18 protein-coding genes are annotated in these 25,194 nt (G+C 37.3%); 4 read left to right on the forward strand and 14 right to left on the reverse strand.

All coding sequences use genetic code 11. The features are described 5' to 3' along the window. Nucleotides 1–463: 463 nt before the first annotated feature. The 3 genes from BM183_RS04275 to BM183_RS04285 all read right to left on the reverse strand — a co-directional run bounded on the left by BM183_RS04275 (nucleotide 464) and on the right by BM183_RS04285 (nucleotide 4,845). The gene (locus BM183_RS04275) at nucleotides 464–2,482 is read right to left on the reverse strand and encodes an alpha-glucosidase (protein ID WP_242960845.1); all 2,019 of its coding nucleotides are present in this window, start codon (nucleotides 2,480–2,482) and stop codon (nucleotides 464–466) included. Continuing rightward, nucleotides 2,475–3,803 carry an MFS transporter gene (locus BM183_RS04280; RefSeq protein ID WP_091684678.1) on the reverse strand — a complete coding sequence of 443 codons (1,329 nt, stop codon included), beginning with the start codon at nucleotides 3,801–3,803 and terminating at the stop codon, nucleotides 2,475–2,477. The genes BM183_RS04275 and BM183_RS04280 overlap by 8 nt, the downstream gene beginning before the upstream one ends. 190 nt (nucleotides 3,804–3,993) lie before the next feature. Next, a complete protein-coding gene (locus BM183_RS04285; protein ID WP_091684680.1) occupies nucleotides 3,994–4,845 on the reverse strand; it encodes an AraC family transcriptional regulator in 852 nt (283 codons plus the stop codon). Nucleotides 4,846–5,317: 472 nt separating this feature from the next. Here BM183_RS04285 and BM183_RS04290 point away from each other — a divergent pair, with 472 nt between their 5' ends. The 3 genes from BM183_RS04290 to BM183_RS04300 all read left to right on the forward strand — a co-directional run bounded on the left by BM183_RS04290 (nucleotide 5,318) and on the right by BM183_RS04300 (nucleotide 9,349). Then, a complete protein-coding gene (locus BM183_RS04290) occupies nucleotides 5,318–5,992 on the forward strand; it encodes a GntR family transcriptional regulator (protein ID WP_170847883.1) in 675 nt (224 codons plus the stop codon). A gap of 262 nt (nucleotides 5,993–6,254) precedes the next feature. Then, nucleotides 6,255–7,730: a tagaturonate reductase gene (locus tag BM183_RS04295; RefSeq protein WP_091684683.1), complete on the forward strand. Its 1,476-nt coding sequence runs from the start codon at nucleotides 6,255–6,257 to the stop codon at nucleotides 7,728–7,730. A 113-nt stretch (nucleotides 7,731–7,843) separates the two neighbouring features. Continuing rightward, nucleotides 7,844–9,349, forward strand: a complete 1,506-nt coding sequence (locus BM183_RS04300) for a UxaA family hydrolase (RefSeq protein WP_091684684.1) — start codon at nucleotides 7,844–7,846, stop codon at nucleotides 9,347–9,349. A gap of 533 nt (nucleotides 9,350–9,882) precedes the next feature. Here the strand turns inward: BM183_RS04300 and BM183_RS04305 are convergent. The 9 genes from BM183_RS04305 to BM183_RS04340 all read right to left on the reverse strand — a co-directional run bounded on the left by BM183_RS04305 (nucleotide 9,883) and on the right by BM183_RS04340 (nucleotide 20,261). Then, nucleotides 9,883–11,754, reverse strand: a complete 1,872-nt coding sequence (locus BM183_RS04305) for an alpha-amylase family glycosyl hydrolase (RefSeq protein ID WP_091684686.1) — start codon at nucleotides 11,752–11,754, stop codon at nucleotides 9,883–9,885. A 66-nt stretch (nucleotides 11,755–11,820) separates the two neighbouring features. Next, the gene (locus BM183_RS04310; protein WP_091684688.1) at nucleotides 11,821–12,672 is read right to left on the reverse strand and encodes a carbohydrate ABC transporter permease; all 852 of its coding nucleotides are present in this window, start codon (nucleotides 12,670–12,672) and stop codon (nucleotides 11,821–11,823) included. A 6-nt stretch (nucleotides 12,673–12,678) separates the two neighbouring features. Next, nucleotides 12,679–13,566, reverse strand: a complete 888-nt coding sequence (locus BM183_RS04315; RefSeq protein WP_091684690.1) for a carbohydrate ABC transporter permease — start codon at nucleotides 13,564–13,566, stop codon at nucleotides 12,679–12,681. After that, on the reverse strand, nucleotides 13,559–13,726 hold the full coding sequence (locus BM183_RS20670; protein WP_170847884.1) for a hypothetical protein: 168 nt from the start codon (nucleotides 13,724–13,726) through the stop codon (nucleotides 13,559–13,561). The genes BM183_RS04315 and BM183_RS20670 overlap by 8 nt, the downstream gene beginning before the upstream one ends. Before the next feature lie 49 nt (nucleotides 13,727–13,775). Further along, complete coding sequence (locus tag BM183_RS04320; RefSeq protein WP_091684691.1) at nucleotides 13,776–15,089, reverse strand: extracellular solute-binding protein; 1,314 nt, start codon at nucleotides 15,087–15,089, stop codon at nucleotides 13,776–13,778. Between the two features lies 1 nt (nucleotide 15,090). Beyond that, complete coding sequence (locus tag BM183_RS04325; protein WP_091684693.1) at nucleotides 15,091–16,890, reverse strand: alpha amylase N-terminal ig-like domain-containing protein; 1,800 nt, start codon at nucleotides 16,888–16,890, stop codon at nucleotides 15,091–15,093. A 22-nt stretch (nucleotides 16,891–16,912) separates the two neighbouring features. Then, nucleotides 16,913–17,932, reverse strand: coding sequence for a LacI family DNA-binding transcriptional regulator (locus tag BM183_RS04330; RefSeq protein WP_091684695.1), 1,020 nt, complete (start codon nucleotides 17,930–17,932; stop codon nucleotides 16,913–16,915). A gap of 571 nt (nucleotides 17,933–18,503) precedes the next feature. Continuing rightward, nucleotides 18,504–19,094 carry a biotin transporter BioY gene (locus BM183_RS04335; protein WP_091684696.1) on the reverse strand — a complete coding sequence of 197 codons (591 nt, stop codon included), beginning with the start codon at nucleotides 19,092–19,094 and terminating at the stop codon, nucleotides 18,504–18,506. Nucleotides 19,095–19,262: 168 nt separating this feature from the next. After that, a complete protein-coding gene (locus BM183_RS04340) occupies nucleotides 19,263–20,261 on the reverse strand; it encodes a biotin--[acetyl-CoA-carboxylase] ligase (RefSeq protein ID WP_242960847.1) in 999 nt (332 codons plus the stop codon). A gap of 924 nt (nucleotides 20,262–21,185) precedes the next feature. Here BM183_RS04340 and abc-f point away from each other — a divergent pair. Then, entirely contained in the window at nucleotides 21,186–22,676 is a 1,491-nt protein-coding gene (gene abc-f / locus BM183_RS04350; RefSeq protein ID WP_091684701.1) for a ribosomal protection-like ABC-F family protein, read from the forward strand. 402 nt (nucleotides 22,677–23,078) lie between these two features. On the opposite strand, the gene BM183_RS04355 is transcribed toward abc-f, so the two are convergent. Next, nucleotides 23,079–24,491, reverse strand: coding sequence for an ATP-binding protein (locus BM183_RS04355; protein WP_242960853.1), 1,413 nt, complete (start codon nucleotides 24,489–24,491; stop codon nucleotides 23,079–23,081). After that, nucleotides 24,484–25,191 carry a response regulator transcription factor gene (locus BM183_RS04360; protein WP_091684705.1) on the reverse strand — a complete coding sequence of 236 codons (708 nt, stop codon included), beginning with the start codon at nucleotides 25,189–25,191 and terminating at the stop codon, nucleotides 24,484–24,486. Before BM183_RS04360 ends, BM183_RS04355 begins: the two co-directional genes overlap by 8 nt. Nucleotides 25,192–25,194 lie beyond the last annotated feature (3 nt).

Below are 25,194 nucleotides of genomic sequence, written 5' to 3' on the forward strand. Positions count from 1 at the left end.
CCTGTAGTAAATATAAAAATTTGTTACAGGGGCTATTCCTATATATACTCTCGCCTTTTCACTCGGAAAGTATCCTTGTGCTCAGCACGATAACTTTTTTAATTCAATCTAGCTTTACTCATTCACATTAACGTGGTTCGTTCTTAGAAAACTCTGTTATTTTCTTAACAACTCACCACGTTTATTATACACTGAATTCACCCCATTGTAAATACAAATTAAATAATAACAGCGGTTTACAGTCCTGATGTTTTAATGATTGAGGGACTATGATAACTAGCCCCTCCTATTTAAACATTATTATTAGAAACTGATTTCTCTGTTTCACACTTCCAAACATGATGTGGCTTTGGCAACTCAAATAATAGATGAAGAAGTTCAACATGAGAATTCCAATGGATTCACATGTTGGAATTCTTCAGAATGGTAGATATGGTCTTCCATCTGAGAAGATGGTTTTCCTTTACACTTTATATAAGTTTGCCTCATAAGGTCTTAAATCTTTTGCCGGCTCACTGTAATTGGATAAAATCAATTCATATCCTGATGCTAAGGTATTCCTTTTTATAGTATTACTGCTTAAATTACATTCTACATAAAACTCTTCCTTTTCTCCTCTTCTATAGTAAGTGAAACTATCTTTCCTCTTCTTATTGACGGCTTCAAAACTTCCATAAATAAGTGCCTTATGCTCTTTTCGAAACTGTATTAATTGTCTGTAAAAGTTTAAAACGGAATCCTCATTTTCCAGCTGTTTTTCCACATTCCATTGTTTATAGTCTTCATCGGTTACTATCCAAGGGATTCCCTCAGTGAAACCGGCATTCTTTTTATCACTCCATTGCATCGGTGTTCTTGCATGGTCTCTGCTGCCACTTAATACTTCCCGGAAAGCATCTTCGGCACTTGATTTTTCTATTAATTCCTTATACAAATTAATACTTTCCACATCTCTTAAGTCTGTGGCGGATTGAAATGCCTTATTTACAGAACCAATTTCCTGACCTTGAAAGATAAACGGAGTTCCTTTTAAAGTTAATTGTATCATTGCCAGCAGTTTTGCCAATGGCTTGCGATAAGCCGGATTCTTGTTTACTTTGGATATCATTCTGGGATTATCATGATTTTCATAGAATAAGGACATCCAGCAGGCATCTCCATAATCCTCCATCCAATGAATGAAATATTCTTTTAAATAATTTAGATCGTACTCATAGTCATTAAAACGGACATGTCCCGGTGTTTCCAGATGGTCAAAAGAGAATACCATATCCAATTCCTGTCTGTAGTCAGCCGTAAGCAGCTTGCTCATTTCCATTCCAACTCCCGGTGTCTCTCCTACACTAAAAGCTTTAAAAGGTTCAAAGGCTTCTGACCTGATTTCCTTTAAATACTTATGTAGATTTGGTCCATAATAGTAGTTTTCAATTCCGTAGTACCCCATTAATTCTCCAACCGTTTTATTCCCCCATGGCAGGCCTTCCCTTTTTGAAATGTAATTAATTACATCCAAACGGAAGCCATCCACTCCTTTTGATAGCCACCAGCTAATCATCTGTTGAATATCTTTTCTTACATTTTCATTATCCCAATTTAAATCCATTTGCTTCTTAGAGAACAAATGAAGGGCCCATTCATCCAATTCCTTATAGTAATTCCATGCAGGGCCGCTAAAAAAGGAAGTCCAGTTGTTAGGAGGATTTTTATCCTTTGATTTTTGAAATAAATAATACTCTTTATATTTTGATCCCGGATTCTTAATAGCTTCCTGAAACCAAGGATGTTCATCTGAGGTGTGATTAACCACCAGGTCCATGATTAGTTTCATACCCCTATTATGTACCTCCTCCAAAAGACGGTCAAAATCCTCCATAGTGCCAAACTCACCCATAATGGCATAATAGTCTCTAATGTCATAACCATTATCATCATTTGGAGAATCGTAAATAGGTGAAAGCCAGATAGCATCCACTCCCAGTTCTTTTAAATAATCCAGCTTCGAAATAATTCCTTTTAGATCTCCGATACCATCACCATTGGAATCCATAAAGCTTCTGGGATATATCTGATAAAAAACTACCTCCTTCCACCATTTTGGTTCAATACCTTTTTGCAGGGTATAAGGATGCTCCGATTCAATGTTTAATAGCTCCAGCAGAACATCAAAAAAATCTTTTCCCAGGGATTTCTTTGTAAGAGCTACTACTGTTTTTAAGGGAAGATTTTTTATGATAGGATTCCTAATTAACTTTTCACTTTTATTTAATTGCAGCAGTAATTTATAAAGTACGTCATGACCAATGGGGTTAGCGTAAATATCTTTTATTTTGCTGTTGTAATTAAGCTTATTCTGTTTCATATAGAAAGAATCCTCAGTCATTTGAGAAACCAATTCTTCTGCCCTTTCCTTTATGGTACTTAGATTTTCCGGTTTTATATACTCCCGGTGCTCTTTTGCAGGAAGATTTTCTTTATCAGACATTGCCGTCCCTCCTCTTATTATGTTCCAACATTTCTTCTACTTTTTTCTCATCCAGTTTATAGATTCCCATAATTATAATCATAATGGCATATCCTGCAATAGGCATCAGGCTCAAAATTATCCATATGCCGTGTAAACTTTTTGCAGACTGCGTTGCTGCCTGTTCTGCATACCCAAATACGCTGAGTAAAGCAAGGCACAAAGTCTGGCATACGGCGGCGGAAAGCTTTGTTATAAAGGTTTGTAAAGAGAAAGCAATACCTTCCGTTCTTTCTCCATTAATATAAGCACCGTATTCAATACAATCTGCTGTAAACATTCCGTATAACATCAGGGGAGTCTGCATAAATACCACACGGATAGCTGAAAGAATCAAAAAGACAATTAGATTATCATATCCTGCAGCATATTGAATTACACACATAATAATGGTAGCAACGGAACAAAACACAGTAATCTTTTTCTTACCAAACTTATTAATAAGCTTTGGTAAAAATGGAGCAATGATAATAATAGGCAGAATGGAAACACCCATGATAACCGTTACCATGGTATCGCTTCCAAGATTTGAATTGGCAAAGATGGCCGCCATAATTTGAAGAGAGTTGGTGGAGCCAATTGCCATATAACCAAGATAATAGATTAATAAATATTTATTTTTAAAAAGATATTTGAATATTTCTCTAAATGTAATGTCCTTATTCCGAGAATATTCCACACGTTCTTTTGCTTTAAATTGTAAGGGGAACATAAATAGAAATGCCACAAAGTAGTAAATTACCACCGTTAATGTCCAGTCCGCTTTTTCTTTGATACTCATAAAGACAGCGCTGAGTATTGCAGCAACTGCCGCTGCAAATCTGCCATAAGACATAAGTATATCCCTTTCATAAGGCAGACTGCTCATAACTGTAGACAAAGAGAACAAAGGTGAATCCGATATGGTATAAATCATATCAAATAATATGTAAGTGGCATAAGCATAGAATAATTTTATAGTGTAGGATGTATCGGGATTTATAAACATGAGAACTAAAGATAAAGGTAATAAATAGGTCACAACCTTAAGCCAGGGAAGATATTTGCCCTTTTTGAAATTACACTTGTCAACGATGGCACCCATAATAGGATCATTTACAGCATCCCATACTTTTGCTATCAGAAGCATAAAGGTAACATCTTCTAACTTCAATCCTACATATTCCAGATAAAAATAAGCTAAAAATTGAAATGGTATTACATAAATAATATTCTGCCCCAAGAAAAATCCCCCATAGGACAACCTTTCAAATCTGCTGGTTTGAAACTTACCCTTCTCCATTACATTATCCAATCCTTTCAGCTATTTTAGTATTATCTTTCATTGAAAATACCTACTTATATTATATATCCAAAATTTACTAATAACAATAAAATTATCCGAATTGATAACTTTAATTGCAAAAAAAGAAGACCAATTTAATCGGTCCTCTTTCATACTTTACATCAGTATATTATCTGATATATCCCTTCTAAATCCGGTTCTTTTTTTCCTTTACAGGTATCCATATCTCAGAAACATAATCTTCCTTCGTGTTATCTCCCTCGGTATAATACTCAATATCATAATCTGAAATAAGTTCATAATCAGCCTGGGGAAGCCACTCACTATAAACTCTTTCCCACATATTCTGAATCCCATCAGGCATAGGTCCCACACAGGTAAAGATTGCCCATGTATAGGCAGGAATCTCCAGTATTTCAAAATCTTCCGGTATCTCCTTTACATATTTCTCCTCACAGCCGATACCATAGCTCCAAGTCCTTGCATCATTCTTAGACTGTAAACAAATTCCCATCATACCACACACTTTATTAGCCAAACCGGTATTATAATATTCACTCCAAAACTTTGGTATTTCTGTCTGAGAAGTCTCATTAGAAAATAATCTTGTTTTTGCTACTAACTTAAAGGAATCTTTCTTAACAATTCTGTAATCCATTGTACTACCACCTTCTAATTTAATTTTTATAACAAGGGGATTGAATGATTTTAAAACGGAGCCTTCCTTTTTGGCCTGATTTGGTGTTATTCCATGAAATCTGCTAAATGCTTTCGAGAAACTTTCCGGCGTTTCATAACAATATTTTAATGCAACGTCAATTACCTTATTATTACCCTTTAGCAAATCCTGTCCTGCCAATGATAACCGTCTGTTTCTAAGATACTCACCAATCGTTAATCCGGTCAGTAAATTAAAGGTTCTTTGAAAATGAAAGCTTGAAATATAAATGTGTTCAGCTACATCTTCACAGGTAATATTATCTGTTAAATGTTCCTCCATAAAGTCAATTGCACGATTTAATGATTGTAACCATTCCATCTTTTATATCATCTCCTTGTGGTAATAGCATAGCAATATTTTAATCTGTAATCTTGTCATCAAGTGCTTTCATTTGTCTGAAAACTGTCTGTCCATACTTCTTCCTGACAGGAATATTCTTTTTTACAGCCATATCCAATGTACCCACCAAAAATAGTGGATTAATATCTTAAATATGGCTTGCCATAGGTATCTTTTAATCAATCTATCTTATACTCTCAATACAAATATACTCCTGGGACATCTTTTTAAATTTTATTATAGCTTTTTCCAAATACTTATTCAATGCTATTAATGTTGTATACATCTATTGCTTTTTACCGGTACTGATATAGAAACAATTAAAATAATATTGTTAAAATCCTATATTCACAAATGTATACATATATGATATTATAAAATTTCAATATAACTTAATTTAAAAAATTAATTGAAATCAAAAAGGCATTATAGCGCCAGAATTGAGGATAAAGTGAAAGTAAGTTTAAAGCAGCAGGCTTATCAAACCATTCGTACCAAAATATTAAACTGTGAATATGCTCCTAATTCTTATTTAAATGAGGAGCAGTTATGCAAGGAGATAAATGTCAGCAGAACTCCTGTTAGGGATGCCTTAAGCAGATTAGAGCAGGAAAACCTGATTAAGATCCTTCCCAAAAAGGGAGTTGTTGTTGCACCTTTAAATATAAATGAAATTAACATGATCTATGAGACAAGAGTTCTTTTAGAACCTTATATTCTTGCAACTTATGGCAATCGAATAGATGATGATCATTTTAATAAACTAAAAAATATAATTTCAGAAAGCGATTCCCTAATTAAGTTGGTTACCACTTCCAGTTCCGCCGATCTGACTAGGATTCACGAGTTAGACGATGCCTTCCATAAATTAATTGTCTGTTCAAGTGAGAACCCATATTTTATACAGTGTTATAAAAATATGAGTGCACAAAATACAAGGCTTAGAATCTTAAGCGGTAGTTTGAATAAAGATCGTTTAGAAAAAACCCAGATAGAACATATTGAAATTGCTAATGAGATTATAAAAAGAAATTATAAGAAAGCTGCTGACACTTTGGAAGCACATCTGATGGCAAGTAAAGATGCCGCCTTTAATGTTATACTGTCCGGTGGGTTTGAATTATAATTTTATTATTTTCTAAATTATAATAATAAGTATTTTCCCGCAAGCAGTCTTTTGACAAGTATTATTTAGATAAGTTCTGTTAAGTGTTATTCTTAGCTGAAAGTTAAGAAATATTATTTAATTCTTCCCTTTCAGCTAAGAATAACACTTTTTCTACAAATTTATATTTTTTTGCATTTTGTTGTATACAACAATGTATACATGGTGTATAATCAACATTATAATACAGGTAATCATAATTTCATATAGGAGGATCTTAGAAATGAAACAAATTAACGAAACAACAGAAAAGGTATATGGTAATTATCCTGAAAAAATTCTTCAATTCGGTGAAGGAAACTTCTTACGTTCCTTTGCTGACTGGATGATTGATAAAGCCAACAGAGATGGTATATATCAGGGAAGCATTGTCCTTTGTCAGCCAATCGGAAATGGTCTGTGTGATATTATCAATAGCCAGGATGGAATTTATACCCTTGCCATGAGAGGTATTGAGAATGGTAAACCTGTTGAAAGAATCGAGCAAATCACTTCTGTTTCCAGATGCATCAGCCCTTACAACGATTATGAAGACTTTTTAGCACTTGCCAGAAGCAAAGACCTTGAAGTTGTTATATCCAATACTACGGAAGCAGGTATTGCCTATAAGCCGGAAGATAAACTAACGGATACTCCCCCTTCTTCTTTCCCCGGAAAAGTTACTGTATTTCTTTACGAAAGATTCAAAGCATTTAATGGGGATATGGAAAGAGGTTTATTATTCCTTCCGGTGGAATTAATCGACTATAACGGAGATGAATTAAAACGTATTGTTCTGCAATATGCAAAGGATTGGAACTTAGGTGAAGCATTCATGAACTGGGTTGAGAATGCCAACAAGTTTACCAATACTTTGGTAGACCGTATAGTTACCGGATATCCAAAGGATCAAATCGACTATTTCGAAGAGAAATTAGGATACCAGGATAAGATTATAACTACCAGTGAAGTATTTAACCTATGGGTAATTGAAGGTAAAAAAGAATGGGCTGACATTCTTCCAATTCATAAAACAGATGCCAATGTACTTTGGACTGAAGATGTTACCCCTTACAAAATGAGAAAAGTCCGTATATTAAACGGTGCTCATACTTCTACTGTTTTGGCAGCTTACCTTTCCGGACATAATTTCGTTGGGGACTTTATGAATGACGAAGTATTTGAAGCTTATTTAAATGAAGTCATTTTTAATGAGGTAATTCCAACTTTGGATCTTCCTAAAGAAGAATTGGTATCCTTTGCAAATGAAGTAGGGGCCCGTTTTGCTAATCCATATATTAAACATAAGCTCCTTGATATTTCATTAAACTCCTGCTCCAAATTTAACGCCAGATGTCTTCCAACTATCTTGGAATATGTTGAACGTAAATCCCAATTACCGGAAGCGTTATGCTTCTCTCTGGCTGCATTTATTAAATTCTATAAGGGAGAAAAACGCGGTATGGAATATTGGGGCAAGAGAGCGGATGGTACTGAATATCAAATAAAAGATGATGGTGAAGTAATTGATTTCTTCTATGATATCTGGACCAAGAAGGACGTAAAAGACATACCGGAAGCTGTACTTTCTAATACTGCTTTCTGGAGCGGAAAAGATTTAACTAAGATTACCGGTCTTACAGAGAAAGTTACTGATTATTTAGTGAAAATCGAAAATGGAAACATTCGTGACATAGTAAAAGAAATTGTTTCAAAATAATTTTGATTATTTCAACGTTACAAGAACTATCCAAAAGTTTTTAAAAGCAGTATTGAACATAAAAACGAGTAAATTAAGAAACAGCAAAAAGAATGAGGAATAGGAGAATGAATATGGCACAATCTGAGAATGCATTAATTTTAATATCAGATACAGATAGTGTAGCTGTAGCTGTAAAAGATTTAAAAGCCGGCGAAACTTATACCCTTGGTTCTATTACCATAGCCTTAAGTACAGATATACCTTTTGGACATAAAGTTGCCTTAAAGGATATAAAAGCAGGAGAACATGTTATTAAATATGGTCAATCCATCGGTCATGCCACTGCCGATATAACAAAAGGGGAACATGTTCATACCCACAATGTCAAAACCAATTTAAGTGATTTGCTGGAATACGAATATCATCCTAATAAAGAAATATTCAAACAATTTTCTGAAATAAAGAAGGACAAGTATTTTAATGGTTACGTACGTCCCGATGGAAGTGTAGGAATACGTAATGAGGTTTGGATCATACCGACAGTTGGCTGCGTTAATAACACTGCCAAACTGTTAGCGGATGAAGGAAATCTTATATATGGCGGAAAGACCGATGGTATCTTTGCTTATACACATAATATGGGTTGCAGCCAGTTAGGAGATGACCTTAAAACTACCCAGGAGCTTTTAAAGGGTATTATCAATAACCCCAATGCAGGGGCTGTTCTAGTATTAAGCCTTGGCTGTGAGAATAATGATTTAGACAATTTTAAACCAGTCTTAGGAGACTATGATACCAACCGGGTAAAATTCTTAGTTACCCAAGAGGTTGAGGATGAATACGAGGAAGGATTAAGATTACTGGAAGAACTTACGGACTATGCTTCTAAAATGAAACGCGAAAAAGTATCCGCAGATAAATTAGTTCTTGGTTTTAAATGCGGGGGATCCGATGGATTCTCTGGAATTACTGCCAATGCTCTTTGCGGTAAAATTAATGATATCCTGGTAAAGCAAGGGGGTTCTACCATCCTCACTGAGGTTCCTGAAATGTTTGGTGCAGAGACTTTATTAATGGAACGGGCAGTATCCCAGGAAGTTTTTGAAGACGTAGTTCATTTGATAAATAACTATAAGAACTACTTTAAAAAATATAATCAGACCATTTATGAAAACCCTTCACCAGGGAACAAAAAAGGCGGCATAACCACTTTAGAAGATAAGTCCTTAGGCTGTATTCAAAAAGGCGGAAACGCACCGGTAGTAGGTGTTCTAAATTATGGCGAGCCCAAAAAGGAAAATGGGCTTAACCTTCTTACCGGCTCCGGTAATGATCAGGTATCCTGTACCAATTTAGTTGCAAGCGGCGCTCAAATGATTTTATTTACAACCGGACGTGGAAATCCCTTCGGTTCCCCTGTCCCGACTGTAAAGATATCCTCTAACTCCAAACTTTTTGAGAAAAAGCAGCACTGGATTGATTATAATGCAGGTAAGCTTGTAGAAGGGAAGAATTTTGATGAAGTATCCGAAGACTTTTTTGATTATTTACTAAAAGTGGCTTCCGGAGAAAAAACAAAGAATGAAATTTATGGTTATAAAGATATATCCATATTCAGAGATGGTGTAATATTGTAGTATTAAACTTATCGCAGTAGGACGCTTTGCCTGGTAGGTTGTAAAGAACTCAGAAAGTGCTAATTGGGTTTTTGTAATGACTAAATTTATATTTTGTAGGATAACGTGGTGAATATAATAAATTTTGCTACCTTTCCCTCGTACGGCATGTCCTTGGTAGAGCCTCAATGGCAAGTATCGCAGAAAGCGATACTTGCCATTGAGGCTCTAGTCGTCCATGAACAGCCTTCTCGGTCGGATGACGCAAAATTTATTATATTCACCAAGTTATCCTAATTTATTTTATAGAAAGTCATTACAAAAACCATATTGGGATGCCTTTCAAATATCAAGTGCGAACTTTTCCCTATATTATACTGTACTTTGGAAGTATACAAAATGGATAAGAATACCTCCTATGCGATTTTTGTGTGGTTGGCAAACCTACACCCAGTATAACATAGGAGGTTTTTATACTTGAGGCTAACTCTATTTGGGGACACTCCTGCATAACAGGTAGTTAATTTTAGCGTGACACAACTATAAAAACTCCCCTAGAAATTCGGATAAATATCAATTGTTTGTCCACCTACTCCAATGAAATTGTTTCCGCTTGACCAGGTGGTATCATTAATTAATGGCTTGAACTCAAAGACCTCCCCTGCAGCGTAACGCTCAATTTCATAAACCCAAACATCCGAAGAAATATTAAGCATCGACCTGCCCTTATCCCACCAAAGCGGATAACTGCCTCCTCTAAGGTACATAGTATTGCCAAGCCCCACATCATAATGCACACGGATGGTCGTAATTGTTTTTGCCGGCGGTGTATAAGGTGATACATTGTCTATAGTAAACACATAAGCTGTTTTTGCCGGGATGGTCAATGAAATCTGTTTTCCGGTAACAGAGCCGCTTATGACATTTGTTGTGACAGCAGTATCCAACAAGTTGGTAAGCTTTGTTCCGATGGAAATAGAGCTTTCTGCCCGAATCGGAATGTTTCTTGTCTCATTGCTTGTCCCATTATTTATTACAGTAATGATTTCCTGTCCTGTACTATCATCCCTTCTGGAATATGCATAAATATTATCTTCCACCCACATTTCCCTTTGGGTTCCGTTGCTTAAGCAGGCATAGTCCTTCCTGATGCTGGTGAGCTTCTGGATATACTTGAAAATTTCTCCATCCTCTGAAAATCCTGGCATGATCTCCCTGTTTTCCTTATTTGCGATTCCAGCCCATTCCGTTGGCTTTCCTCCACCGTAGCACTCTTGCTCCGTGCCATAGTATACATCCGGAATTCCTCTTGTGGTGAACAAAAAGGTCAGGGCCAGACGAAGCTTTTGGTAATTATCATTTGCAAGGCATAAAAAACGGTCCCTGTCATGATTATCAATAAATGTTACTAAACGATTCACATTATTATATTTGTAATCCTGGTCTAGAATAGACTTCACATTATAAAAGCTTGCATCATTTGCAAATACTTCCCGTGCCTGGAAAAACAGTGGAAAGTCAAGTACACCCCATTCATAATTTTGATAATCGCTGACATAGTCAACATCTCCCACGAAGATTTCTCCGAAGCTTGGAACCCCAAGATATTCCTCAAACTCCCTCAGGAAGTTTTTGTCCACCGATCTTGCCGCATCTACTCTGACGCCATCCACTCCTGTATCGTCAACCCACATCTTATACACATCTTTAATTGCCGCCCGTGCAGCCGGATTCGAATGGTCGATGTCATCAAGTCCACCCAAATCACAGTTCTGTACCTGCCACTCATCGTTCCAATCTAAGATATCTCCGTTTTGATGGAACCAGGATGGATTATTAAAGGGCGCCGCAGGCTGATAGCTGGGAGATGAATAGGAAGAAGCATAAGGTTCCAGATAATCTGCCATATGGTTTGGTACCACATCCAAAATCACCTTAAGACCTAAATTATGTGCCTCATCTACCAGGTCAATCAGATCCTGTTTAGTTCCGTAATGAGGATCCGGGCTGTAATAGTCCTTTGTAAAATATCCATGGTAACCGGATTCGCTTCCATCCCGGCTTAACAGCTCATTTTCAGATGGCGGTGAAATCCAGATTGCCGTCACACCAAGATTTTTGATGTAGTTAAGCTTTGATTTTAATCCTACCCAGTCCCCTCCCTGAGTATATTTTAACTCACCCGGGCGGTATTCTGCATTCAGTGTTCCATTGTTGGCTGGGTTCCCATCATAAAAACGGTCTGTTAAAACCATGTAAACAATATCTGTCTCATTTAAAGCACTTCTGTCGGTAACTCCTAAGGTCTGTGCGGATACAGCCGCGCCTCCCGCTACTGCATTGATTGGTGAAGGATTGATAAGCAAGGACGACAATGAAAGTACCGCTACCATTAAAGCGGCTAATATTCTTTTCCTTAAGTTCATAAAAGCTCCTTTCCACCCAAATATGGGATTTTTCTCTGGCCCGCATATTTTCTGCGGGATTATACGTTACCCTTTTACACTGCCGGTTGTAAGACCGGCTACAAAAAACTTTTGACAAAAGATAAAAACCATTAAAATTGGAATTAAGCTAAGAACAGAAAGAGCAAAAACAAATCCCCACTGGGTAAATTGATGCTGCCCAAAGAAGCCTGCAATTGCAATAGGCAATGTCCGCTTTGCATTGTCATTGATTACCGTATTTGCCCAGGGGAACTCCTCCCAGGCTGTTAAAAAGTTGAAGATGGAAACGGAAGCAATCCCCGGCTTTGTCAAAGGCAGTATGATCCGGAAGAACACTGTAAAAACCGATCCTCCATCAATATAAACTGCTTCATCCAGCTCCCTCGGTACGGTTTCAACAAATCCTTTAATCATAAATGTGGAATATGGGATCACCCATGCAATATAAAAGGGAATCAGCCCCGTAAGCTTACCTATTGCCTTAAGCCATACCGCCAATTCGTATTGGGGAACAATCAGCGTCATACCAGGGATTATCATAGTCAGCATGATGAATACGAACAACAAGTTCTTTCCTAAAAAATTAAACCGGGCAATGCAAAATCCAAAGGCTGCTGCTATTAAAGCTGCCGCTGCCACCGTCGTGATTGAAACAACAATGCTGTTGACGAAATTTATGTAGAATTTTCCTTCTCCGATAATATACTGATAATTTTCTACGGTTACCTCCTTAATTCTCGGGAAAAACCGCGGAGGAAATTCATATAAGGCTCCATTTGGCTTTAAAGAGGTACTTACCATATATACCATCGGCATCACAACGATAAGGAGTCCCGCAGTAAGAAAAAGGAAGAGGATGATATCTTTTACTATTTTTCGTTTTAACTTTCTTTTCATTTCTTCCTACCCCTCTTCCCTGTTCTTCATTAACCGGAACTGAACTGCCGCTAAAATAGCCAGGCAAACCGCAACAATGAAGGAAAGCGCCGCCGAATAGCCAAACTTACCTGTGCTGAAAGCCTTGTAATACATCCAGGTGAGTATGGTGTCGGTCTGATGCCCCGGTTGGCCCCCTGTTATCATCTTAATGGAGGTAAACACGTTAAAACCTCCGATAGTCAGCATGACCAGGGCAAACAGTATGGTTCCCCGGATGCTTGGAATGGTCACATGAAAAAATTTTTTAACAGCTCCTGCGCCATCAATTCCTGCAACCTCATAAAGTTCCGTGGGAACGGTCTGTAAGGCTGCCAGAAAAACCACCATATTCCAACCGATTCCTTTCCATGTCCCAAGCAGCATGGCAACACTTAACCCTCCCCATCTGCTGTCCAGCCACCGGATATTATGCTCCGTAAGATGCAGGACATTAAATAGGATATAGTTAAGCATGCCTTCGGTGTTGAAAATATACTTAAATACCAGGGATGCAATTACCCAGGAGGTAATTACCGGCAAATAGTAAAGAACCCGGAAGGTCACCTTTAGATGGGTAATGCTGTTGATACAAAGTGCTACTAAAAGACCAAGTGCCATCTGTGCCGGTACAGTTACAAGGGTATATACCAGCGTATTCACAAAGGAAATGCGAAAATAGGAATCCGATATAACCTCTTTATAATTTTGCACCCCGATAAATTGCTGCTCCAGCATAGAACCGAAGTCCCATTTAAAAAAACTCATGATAAAAAGCTTTATGAGGGGGTATGCTGTAAACACCCCAAAAACCAATAACCCGGGAAGGAGCAGCATTCCAATCTGCCACTGCTTCCCCTTCGCTGTCTTATTCATATTTTTTCTTTCTCCATTTCTTATGCATCAGTTTTACTTGCTGCCCTGTTCTGTCTGTTGCATCTGTTCTGCCTCTTTCATTTAGTCTATCTATGTTTATTACTCCTTCTATTTTACACTTCTGTTCCCTTCTCTGCCCATTATGTTTGTTCCAATTCACATTGACTTGAGGTTTTTATCATAGTATAATGAAATGAGAAAACTCATGTTCATTCAGCTGCAAGCAATGCATCCACCTTTACAGCAAGTTCATCCATTGCTTCTTTTGCGGTTTTCTCTCCGTTCATAACGGCTGTGACTGTGACAGACAATTCATTGTCGATTTCAGACCAGCTTGCAACGGTAGGACGTGATTTTGCATTTTTAATGGCTTCCAGGAACGGAGCAAAATCGGCCTGTTTTACCATATCGTTTTCCAATGCCTTTTTGTTGACAGGAATCTGTCCGCATTTTGCCATCGCTATCTGAGCATATTCATCCGTCATAAATTGCATGAATTTCCATGCAGCTTCCTTGTTGGCCGAATTAAACATAGCAATATCCTCACCTCCGAGTACCGAGTGTGAACCCCCATCGCCGGCCGGCATATCAACAGTTCCATACTCCATATCCGGATATGCTCCTGCCAGCTCTGCGATTTTCCACGGGCCTTCCAGCATCATCATATACCGGCCGGTGCCAAACCCATCGGTCATTGGGATATCCCCGCTGTTCCATCCGGTAATTGCCCCTGCTTTATAAAGGTCGGCAAGCATCTGGATTGCTGCTACGGTTTTATCACTGTTGATATATCCGTTGGCCTTTGTTTGTTCCGGGTTGGTCAACTCACCGCCGAAGCTCCAGATAAAGGGGCAGAGATTCCAGCCTGCAAGTGCTGGTTCATTATAACCCCATACTGTCTGCCCATTTTCGTTGGTGCCTGATAATGTCTTTATGGTATTCATAAAGTCTTCCATAGTTCCGGGCGCATCCAGCCCCGCCTTTCGGAAGGCTTCTGTATTATAAAATAATATTTTTGTATTTGTATTTAACGCCAGCCCATATGCATGTCCGCCTATGGTTGCTGTAGCCATGGCACTTTCCAATAATCCATCTGCCACGGATGAATAGTCGCTCATTTCTTCATCCAACGGTACAAGGATTCCCATTTTCTGGAATTCCGGAATCCATGCGCTGTCAAGCCTTGCAACATCCGGCAATGTATTTGATTTTGCACTGATTAATATTTTTTCATGCAGATCAGCCCATTCATGAGATACCGGGTTTACCTTTATCCCTGGGTTCTCCTCTTCAAACTTGGGAATTAAAACCGTCTCAAGAGTTGCATTTTCAGCTGATTGGGCACTATAATGATGCCAGAAGTTAATTGTAACTTCTTTTTGTCCTGATTTTTTTGTTTCCGCTGATTCCTTGGTCGTCTGGCCAGTTTCAGATATTACTGGTGATTTTTTGCAACCTGTGAGTGCCGCCAAGCTTATTACAGTTGTCATTATAATTGCCAGTATTTTTTTCCCTTTTTTCATATTACCTACCTCCATTAATTTTTTTTATGATCTTAACAGCATATGGTTCCAGACATATTCCTATCTTTCCCTCATACACCATAACATCCCCATTGTAGAAATGCTCTCCCTTAAGGATTTCCTCAGATACAACCTCCTGGCCGGTAACCAGTTCCTGGTAACCCCCCATCTCCCTGACAGGAATATAGCTCCGGTTTTCTTCTTCACTGCGATTAAAAACAACATAAATGCAGTCTTTTACATCAAAACGGATGAACCCGAACACTCCCTCTTTTTCTCCGCACAGGTTCGTCACATAATTTCCTTCCCGAATGCACTTCTCTTTCATCCTAAGTGCTGCCATCCAGCGGTACCAGCCATAAAGCTCCCTATCCTGCTCTTCTTGCTCCCATTTCATTGCCTTCCGGCAATCAGGATCATTTTCCCCTGTCATGCCGATTTCATCTCCATAATAAATGGCCGGAGCTCCCGGAAATAAAAATTGGAACGCGGCGGCAAGCTTCAATCTCCGCTTATCTCCCTTACTCATAGTCAAAAAACGTTCCGTGTCATGGCTGTCCAGCAGATTATACAGCCCATGCTTTGCTTCCCCAAAATAAGATGAGAGCATCTGGTTTATCCTGTGGTCAAGCTCCCTTGCATCAATGGCTTCATATGCAAAAAAATCCCTGGTAAAGTCACGGAACACATAGTTCATCACGCTGTCCATCTGATCTCCTTGCATCATATTCAGTCCATATCCCCAAGTTTCTCCCAGTAGAAGACAATCAGGGTATTTCGCTTTTAAGCAGGCCCTTGCTCTTTGCCATACCCTCTTATCCACCTCATCAGCTACATCCAGACGCCATCCGTCAATATGATACTCCCGGATCCAGTACTCCATCACTTTTAATATGTATTCCGCCACCTCCAGGTTTGAGGTATTTAGCTTGGGCATCCATTTATAAGCTCCCACACACTCATAATTGTGGTGGGAAATACTGACCGGGTATTCCGTGATATAAAACCACTCTTTATACCTGGAGGCCTCCTGATGCTTTAAAATATCTTGAAAGGGCTCAAAATGAATCCCTGTATGGTTAAAAACCCCATCCAATATTACTTTGATTTTTCTTTCATGGCAGGCTGCTACCAGCTCCCGGAATTCTTCCTCCGTTCCAAACATGGGATCAATCTTATAATAATCCGTGGTAGCATATTTATGGTTAAAGTCACCCTGGAATATGGGATTGAAATAAATGCACCCAACTCCCAGTTCCTTTAGATAGTCCAAATGCTGGTGGATTCCGGCAATATCTCCTCCCATGTAATTTTCCCTGGTTGGAGTGCTGCCCCAGGGCACACAGCCCTCCGGGTCATTCTCTTTCCTGCCATTGGCAAAGCGTTCCGGAAATATCTGATAGAAAACCTGCCCCTTTGCCCAACCTGGAATCTCATAAATATCTCCTTCATTGGCATAAAGGAACTCAAACACTCCATCCTCCGGTTCCGTGGCGGTAAAGCCATTCACTCCCAGGTACTCCACTTTACCCCTTCTGTCTTTAAGGCAGAAATAATATTTTTGGTACCTTGCAACCTTCTTAAAACAAACCTCCGCCTCATAGTAATCAAACCACCGGTCCCGGTACTTCCAAACCATATCTACCCGTTTTTTTTCATCCGGATTGGTTCTCGAAAAATATATGAGCTGACATCGTTTCATATCCTGCCTTCCTACCCGGATACGAAAATTTAGGCACTCTCTTGATTTTGCATGTACAAAGCGTATGGTATTATCATGAAAAATTGCTTCTTTTAACATGTCCTATCCTTTCTTTACATCCTTATTTTTTCCTTTTCGTGGATTCTCTAAAGATTAATTCGGTTGCAATCATGGTTTGCTTATTTTCATAATTTGCATTTTGAATCTTTTTTATCAAATCCGTAGCAGCCTGTTCACCCAGGCGGAATGTGTCTACATCCACCACAGAAAGAGGGGGATCCATATATTCCGCAAAGGGATAATTATCAAAGGACATAACTGCCATATCCTCAGGCACCGAAATTAAGCTATCCCGGAGTGCACGTAATACCTGGTAAGCAATCACATTATTTGCGCATAAAACCGCATCCGGTTTCTCCTGTAAGGACATCAATTCCCTGACTGCCCCATAGGCTGCCTCGCAATTTCCTTTGCAGTCAATGATATAGTCCGTATGCACCTTACAGCCATTCTCATCCAGGGCTTTCCTATACCCCTGCACACGGTTCCTGGCAAATATGGTAGCCTGATTCTCCAGTATAAAGGCAATGGACCCATATCCCTGATCCAGCAGATGTTTTGCTGCCATTTCGCCTCCCAGCAGATTGTCTACATCAACCCAGCTGGTTTCATCCTTTTCAATCTCTGGTTCTCCCAGGATAATGAAGGGAAAGTCATTTTTCTGAAGCAAATTAATGAGCTTTTGTGTCACGCTGGAGCTTGGCAAAATAACTCCGTCCACTCTTTTTTCCAAAATTAACTTTTCTACCGGAGAACAATTTTTGTCCTCCCTATCATTGGTAATTAACAGGTTATACCCATTTTGCTGCAGAACTGTTTCTATTGCATATACACTTCTATTAAAAAAAGCATTTGAAAATGTATTATCATCCTGTGCGTCAATCACCAGTCCTATTGTATGAGTACTGCCGTTGGCTAAATTCCTTGCGAGGCTGTTTGGATGATAGTCCATCTCCTTCATCGCCGCAAAAATCTTATCCCTCGTTTCTTTTGATATCAGGGTGTTTCCATTTACCACTCGTGATACCGTGGAAGGGGAAACTCCCACTTTCTTTGCAATATCTTTAATTGTAACTGCCATTTTATCCTCCGTCTCCTTATGCAACCGTTTGCATAAACTTATTTTACCCTTTTTTTCTATTTCTGTCAAGAGCTCTACTAAATTTTCTCATGCTTTACAATATTTCCTTCATACTCAAAAAAAATTCCCTCAAAATGCAAAGGATGTGCTCCTCACAATTCTTGGGAAATGTAGTTTAATTAATTTTGGCTTTTCTTATTTTATAACATAAGTCACTCCCGTCCGAAATATACATAGAAAGACATTGACAGGAACGAAACATGAAAAGAAATTCCAAAGAACCCAAACAGTGTCTAAGAATTTCTAAGGTTTCTACCGGAAGAACATAAAAACAGCGCTCTTCTCACTGATTTTCAGTGCTGCCTATGGAAGTATGACATAAAGGTTAAAAAATAATTTCTACTTGTTAAAGGTATCTATGTTTCTAATCGCTATACAAATCTACACCTGCAATTACAATTAGCCCTGCCATGTAATCATTCCATACCATTTTAAGAATAAATATTTTGACTAGTAGAACAGCAACAAGATAGAACATCAAATATATATGTGTCACTTTTGTATTTTTCACCTATAGGCGATAATTCTCAATAGATTTTTTCACTTGCCGTCCTATAACAAATGCCAACACTATAGATATTACATCTTTTATGAAATATGGAATAGAAACCAGTAAGGCTGATTTCCAAAAGGATATATTGCTTAAAAAAGCGTAGTGGTTTATCCCTAATAAATGACATCCAAGAAGTCCAATTATCCCAATTAGTATCCCCACTAGTATATTTTTTCTTTTTGCACCTATTCCGCAAAGTATTACCATTAAAATAAATCCATAAATGAATCCGCCTGTAGGACCCACAATAGCCTGTAATCCTGCTTTAAAATTCGCAAACACCGGCAGTCCGGCAATGCCTAACAAAATATAAATTAAAGTTGATACAAGACCAAACTTCCATCCTAATATGACACCGGTAATAGCTACTGCAAAGGTTTGTAATGTAATGGGTACACCAGTAGGCGATGGAATGGATAACTGTGACAGTACAATTAACAAAGCAGAAAACATGCCTGTCATAACTAAGTTTAATGTAACATTTCGGTTTCTATTACTGCTTTTCTTATTATTCGTAAGACCTCTGTTCTTTTTCTCTATATGTTCCATTTTACAGCTCCAATTCTATGTTCTTTCTCAATTTCCAATATTGCTATTTTGTTTCTTAAGGTTTCTGTTTTGTATGAATATTGCTTGTTATGAACTTTTACATTTCCTTTTCAATTTGTTTACATCTTTGATATAATATTTTTTATAAGATTCTATCTTCTAAATCTTCTATGAATGTTTTGAATTTCCCAAGATCTGACCGCTGCCTATACTAACTTCACCGGATTGTATAATATAGGTTTCTCCCTGTTCATTTTCTACAACCAGATTGCCCTGATTATTTATATCAATGGCTTTAGCTGTATAAATCTCTCCATTTTTATTATAACTGATTATTTTCCCAAGCACTAAGGAATACTTTTTATACTCTTCTATTAAGGTTTTAACTTCAAGGTTTTCCGATAGCTTCATGATTTCATTGATAATCTCTGCTGCTATCTGATTGCGGGTTATTCCTTCCGAAAATAGTGATCCGGCTATTTCTCGCAATTCTTCCGGGAATTGATTCTCATTGGTCTTAACATTTATTCCTATTCCCAATATAACACTTTCCACCATGCCAATTTCAAAATTACTGACTGCTTCCGTAAGAATTCCGCATATTTTTTTATTATCAAGAAATATATCATTAACCCACTTTATTTGAGGTTTTTTATCAGTCAACTTCTTTATTACCCTGCACACTCCTACCGCTGCTGCCACTGTGATCAATAAAAAATCATTAAGAGATTTTTGCGGTTTTAGAATAATACTCATATAAATTCCAGTTTGGGCAGGAGAATAAAAGCTTCTTCCAAGCCTGCCTCTTCCTTCTGTCTGCTCTTCTGCCAATATAACGGTTCCGTGCCTTGTACCAACAGCAGCTATTTTTTTCCCTTCCAGGTTGGTTGAATCAATCTGTTTGTACACAATAACCGGATTATTTTGATACTCCGGCTGCAAATAAGTTTTGATCCCTTCCCCTGATAATATATCGTTGTTATCCATTAAAAGATAACCCTTATTGGTTGTAGCTTCAATCTGATAGCCTTCTTCTTTTAAGGAACGAATCGCTTTCCAAATAGCTGCTCTGGATACCGACAAGTAGTCTGCCAGTTCTTGTCCCGATATAGCTTTGGAACGATTCTTCTCCATTATCTCTAACACTCTGCTCTTTACTGACATCATTTTTTCCTCCAATGAGCAAATTATAGCACTAAAAAAATTAATTGTAAACTGTTTTTTTATTTTGGTTTACAATACATTCTTACCTTTTTAGTCTCTGGAAAAATAATCAAAAAGTATTCCTTTTTTCCACTCACGGCAGTCCTTTTTTAGGGAAATATCACAACAAATTAAAGAAAGAATTAGAAAATAATCATATAGAAATTATTGGTGAATTCTCTTGTAAAGGATATGATCTTATGGGACTTTACAAAATAGTCGGCGGCGCTCATAAAGGACGTTCTAATGAAAAAGACCTGGAGAAAGCAGTTCGGTTTATTGCCCGGTTTATTAGCGTAGTCAGGCTTTAGCAGTATATGAAGAATATAATGTTAATTTATAATGGCCCATGGTAATCTTGACCGAATCACGCCGAAGTTCAAGGAACTGGATGGTTCGGGACTCCATGAAGTTCTTAGTACTGATTGTTCTTATTACATGATTTTTCAGAATTACATTAAATTTTGTAATCAGAATTACGTTAAATTTTGTAATTATATTGACTTCATAATTATTCTTTGCTAAAATGGCTATAATAATATATAAAATGATTGGAGATGAAAAGATGGAGAATACTTCTTGCAAATAATGAATGAAATATAGGAGCATATATGACTTAGCAGACTGAATACGCTGCTTATCCTTTTATGCTTATTGCAAGAAACTGTCTTCTAATCTTTTCATAAATAAATATATTTTTTACAATATATAGTTTTGTAATTTACATGGATTAATGATTTATTTTATATTGCTCCATGTAAATCACTTTATGAAACCTTAACGTGGATTTAACCCTATTAGGATGCAGATTCTTCTTGCATCCTATTTTTTATTCTAATAATCATCAGAATAAAATAAAAGGTGTTAAGCACCAGAATCGAGGTTATAATGTCACAGATTAATGTAAGCAATTTAACTTTCTGCTATGAAGGCAGTTATGATAATATTTTTGAAAATGTTTCTTTTCAGATAGATACGGAATGGAAACTTGGATTTATCGGACGTAACGGAAGAGGTAAAACTACCTTTTTAAACTTACTTTTAGGTAAATATGAATACAATGGCCATATTAGTGCCAGTGTGACTTTTGATTATTTTCCTTTTGTTATACCGGAAGAAAATAAGAATCATAATACCATAGATATTATAGAAGAACTTTATCCCGATTATGAATTATGGAAAGTGTGCAGGGAGCTGACACTGATTGAAGTAGATGCTGAGGTTTTATACCGCCCCTTTTCTACACTAAGTAATGGGGAACAAACAAAGGTAATGCTGGCTGTTTTATTTTCCAGAGAAAATCAATTTTTGCTGATAGATGAACCAACCAACCACTTGGATATGCCCACAAGAGATGTGGTAAAAGACTATCTGAACAGTAAGCAGGGTTTTATCCTGGTATCTCATGACCGGCATTTCTTAGATTCCTGTATTAATCATGTATTGGTTATTAATAAAGAAAATATAACAGTGGAACAAGGTAATTTTAGCAGCTGGTGGGAGAATAAAAAAAGACAGGATGAGTTTGAACTGTCTGAAAATGAAAAATTAAAGAAGGAAATCAAACGCTTGAATCAATCTGCCAAAACTTCCGGTGATTGGGCAGATAAAGTAGAATCTACCAAGATAGGACGGGATCCTAACTCAGAAAAAAATATTGGTTTTCGCAGCTATATTGGAGAAAAATCAAGACGAATGCAGCAAAGGCGAAAGAACTTGGAACGGAGACAGGACCAGGCAATAGAAGAAAAATCTAAGTTATTAAAAAACATTGAAACCGTTGATGATTTAAAGATTATTCCATTAAGTCATCACAAAGATGTGTTGGTAATGGCAAAAGACCTTGCAATTTATTATGATGACAAAAAGATAACCAAAGATTTGGATTTTTCCATTGGTAATGGTGACCGTGTTATTTTGCAAGGCCGGAACGGCTGCGGTAAATCCAGTATTATTAAGAAGATTTTAGGTCAGAACATTGAGACCACCGGTACTTTAGAGATAGCAAGGGGCCTCAAAATTTCCTATGTATCTCAGGATACCTCCCACTTAAAAGGCTCTTTAGATGATTTCATCTATAACAATGGATTAGATGAAACCTTGTTTAAGGCTCTTCTTAGAAAACTGGATTTTGAGCGCGTACAGTTTGAGAAAACCATGGAAAACTACAGCGGCGGCCAAAAGAAAAAAGTCTTAATTGCAAAAAGCCTTTGTGAGCAGGCACATTTGTATATATGGGATGAGCCTTTAAACTTTATAGACATTTTCTCACGTATGCAAATTGAGCGGCTAATCAATGAATTTCAGCCAACTATGCTGTTAGTGGAACATGATAAAGTCTTTACAGAGAATATTGGAACGAAATTCGTTGAATTTTAAAAAATCCTGAAATTTTAAAACCTAAAAATATTATTTACTCTCACGTCACGTGATAGTGTACTATATGAATTGGGATAGAGAACCACTAGAAGACTGAAAGCCGGCAAAGTCTTTTATGGAACTTTTCTGGAGATATTCTGTACCAAAAGGAAAGGATATCTCCTGAAATATTCCTTAAAAATACATATATTAAGAACTATGATACAAATAATTAAAAAATCAAATCTATTATATTTCTATTTTACATAAAATAGGTCTGTTTATAGTTTCGTGTAAATTCATTTTACAGAACATCTCATCTGGGGCTCAATGATGACACAGAATTTGAAACGGTCCCTATAAAATAATAATTTTTATGAGCATTCGTACAATTTCGTTTTTGTGAATTATATTAAATTTATTTTATATTAGTTTATGAATGATCTTGGGAAGTACTATGACAAATTGAGCTCCTTCTCCCAACCTACTTTCAGCATATATGTTACCTTCATGAGCTTCAATAATAGTTTTAGTAATTGTTAGACCTATACCTACACCTCCGGTCTCTCTGCTTCTTGATTTATCTGACCGATAGAAACGTTCAAATATATGGGGAAGATCCTCTTCCCTAATCCCCATTCCTGTATTTTTTACTCTAATTTCAATTTTCTCAGGATAATCTGAAATATGGATATGAATTTTACCGCCTTTATCAGAATACTTGATTGCGTTGGATATCAGATTACTGAATACCTGGCTGATTTTATCCTGATCTCCATAAAGGAATACAGATTGCCGGTCATAATCCACTCTTATATCCTTGGAAGTCAACTCCCTTTCAAAATTATTTAACAGTCTTATGATTAAATGTGATATGTCAAAATTCTCTTTTTGCAGAAGTACATTTTCATTTTCCATTTTGGATAAGTCTTCAATACTTCCTATTAACCGTTTGATTCGCATGATTTCATCATAACAGCTTGCCAATCTTTCTTTATCCATTGCCCATATTCCATCTAGCATAGCTTCCATGGTACCCTGTACAGAAGTAAGAGGAGTCCGTAGTTCATGGGCAACATCCTGAGTAAGCTGTTTTCGTAACTGCTCTTTATGTTCCAAGGCATCGGACAGATTATTAATGGTATCCATTAAAATATATATTTCTTTCGTATTGGATGCATCCGTCAGCCTTTCCTTGTATTTACCTTCTGCTAATAATACAGCTTTATTGGCGGCTTTCTTAAGAGGCCTGCTAATCCGATAGGACATAAGTATTCCTAAGCAAAAGGCTAATGCCAAAGAGCCTATTCCAATTCCTATGAAGAGACGATTCAATGCTTCGATAAAAATTAATTCTTCATCGGTAAAATAATAAGGTCCTACAAATCCCGTAGTTAGGGTACCAATACGTTCTCCTTTACTGATGATCGGATAGGTGTTCTCCTGGTACCTGCCTTCCCATTTACCAGAATATTGGTTCATATTACTCCACATATTGGTTATCATATCTTGACACAAGCCATGATTATGTTCATTGGCTGACCAAATGCTCCTATTATTCTCGTCCTCGATTTTAATAATCAGACCGTTTTGCAATGCATTCATTCCCACAACCCCAATGTTATTGGTGTCCCAGCCCAAAGTATCTTCATAGCTTAGAGAAATCAGATCCAGAATCTCCTGTGTCTGCTTTTTCTGTTTGTGTATTACAAAATCCTGAAATTTATTCTGTACGCTGATATTGGCCATTAAGCTTATAAGACCCACAACTGTAACCACAATAAACATATAGGATATTGTTAACTTACTTCTTAATGAGAAACCCAGTTTATTCACCTCCAAATTTATAACCAATACCTCGTACAGTTAATATATACCTGCATTCTTTTGAGTTATCTTCTATTTTGGCACGTAAATTCTTAATGTGAGAGTCTATGGTTCTGTCGTATCCCAGATAATCATCCTCAAAAGCAATATGAATCAACTCGTCTCTGGTAAATACTTTATTGGGACGGTTAGCCAAGGTATAAAGAATCTTAAACTCACTGGGTGTAAGGCTGACATTTTCTCCTGATTTTTTAACTGTATAATCAGAATGATTGATAATTAAATTATCTTTATGAAAGGCTATAATACCTTCCCTTTGGTCTGGAGGGGTTTCTACTTTAACTCTTCGAAGCAAAGCATTAACTCTTGCAACCATCTGCCTTGGACTAAAGGGCTTGGTCATATAATCGTCCGCACCAATATCCAGCCCATGAATAATATTTTCATCACCGGATTTTGCTGTTAGCATAATAATAGGCACTTTGGAAGTCTTTCTAATTTCATTACAAATTTGTTCCCCACTAATATCCGGCAGCATTAAATCTAATAATACAAGATCAATTCTTTGGGTCTGAAATATGGCAAGAGCCTCCTTGCCTGTGTATGCCTTATAGACTTCATAACCGCTGTTTATAAGATAAACTTCCGTAAACTCAACAATTTTAACTTCGTCATCTACAATTAATACTTTCTTGGAACCGGTACCCATAGG

It is taken from the genome of Anaerocolumna aminovalerica, assembly GCF_900115365.1.
Taxonomy (GTDB): Bacteria; Bacillota; Clostridia; order Lachnospirales; family Lachnospiraceae; genus Anaerocolumna; species Anaerocolumna aminovalerica.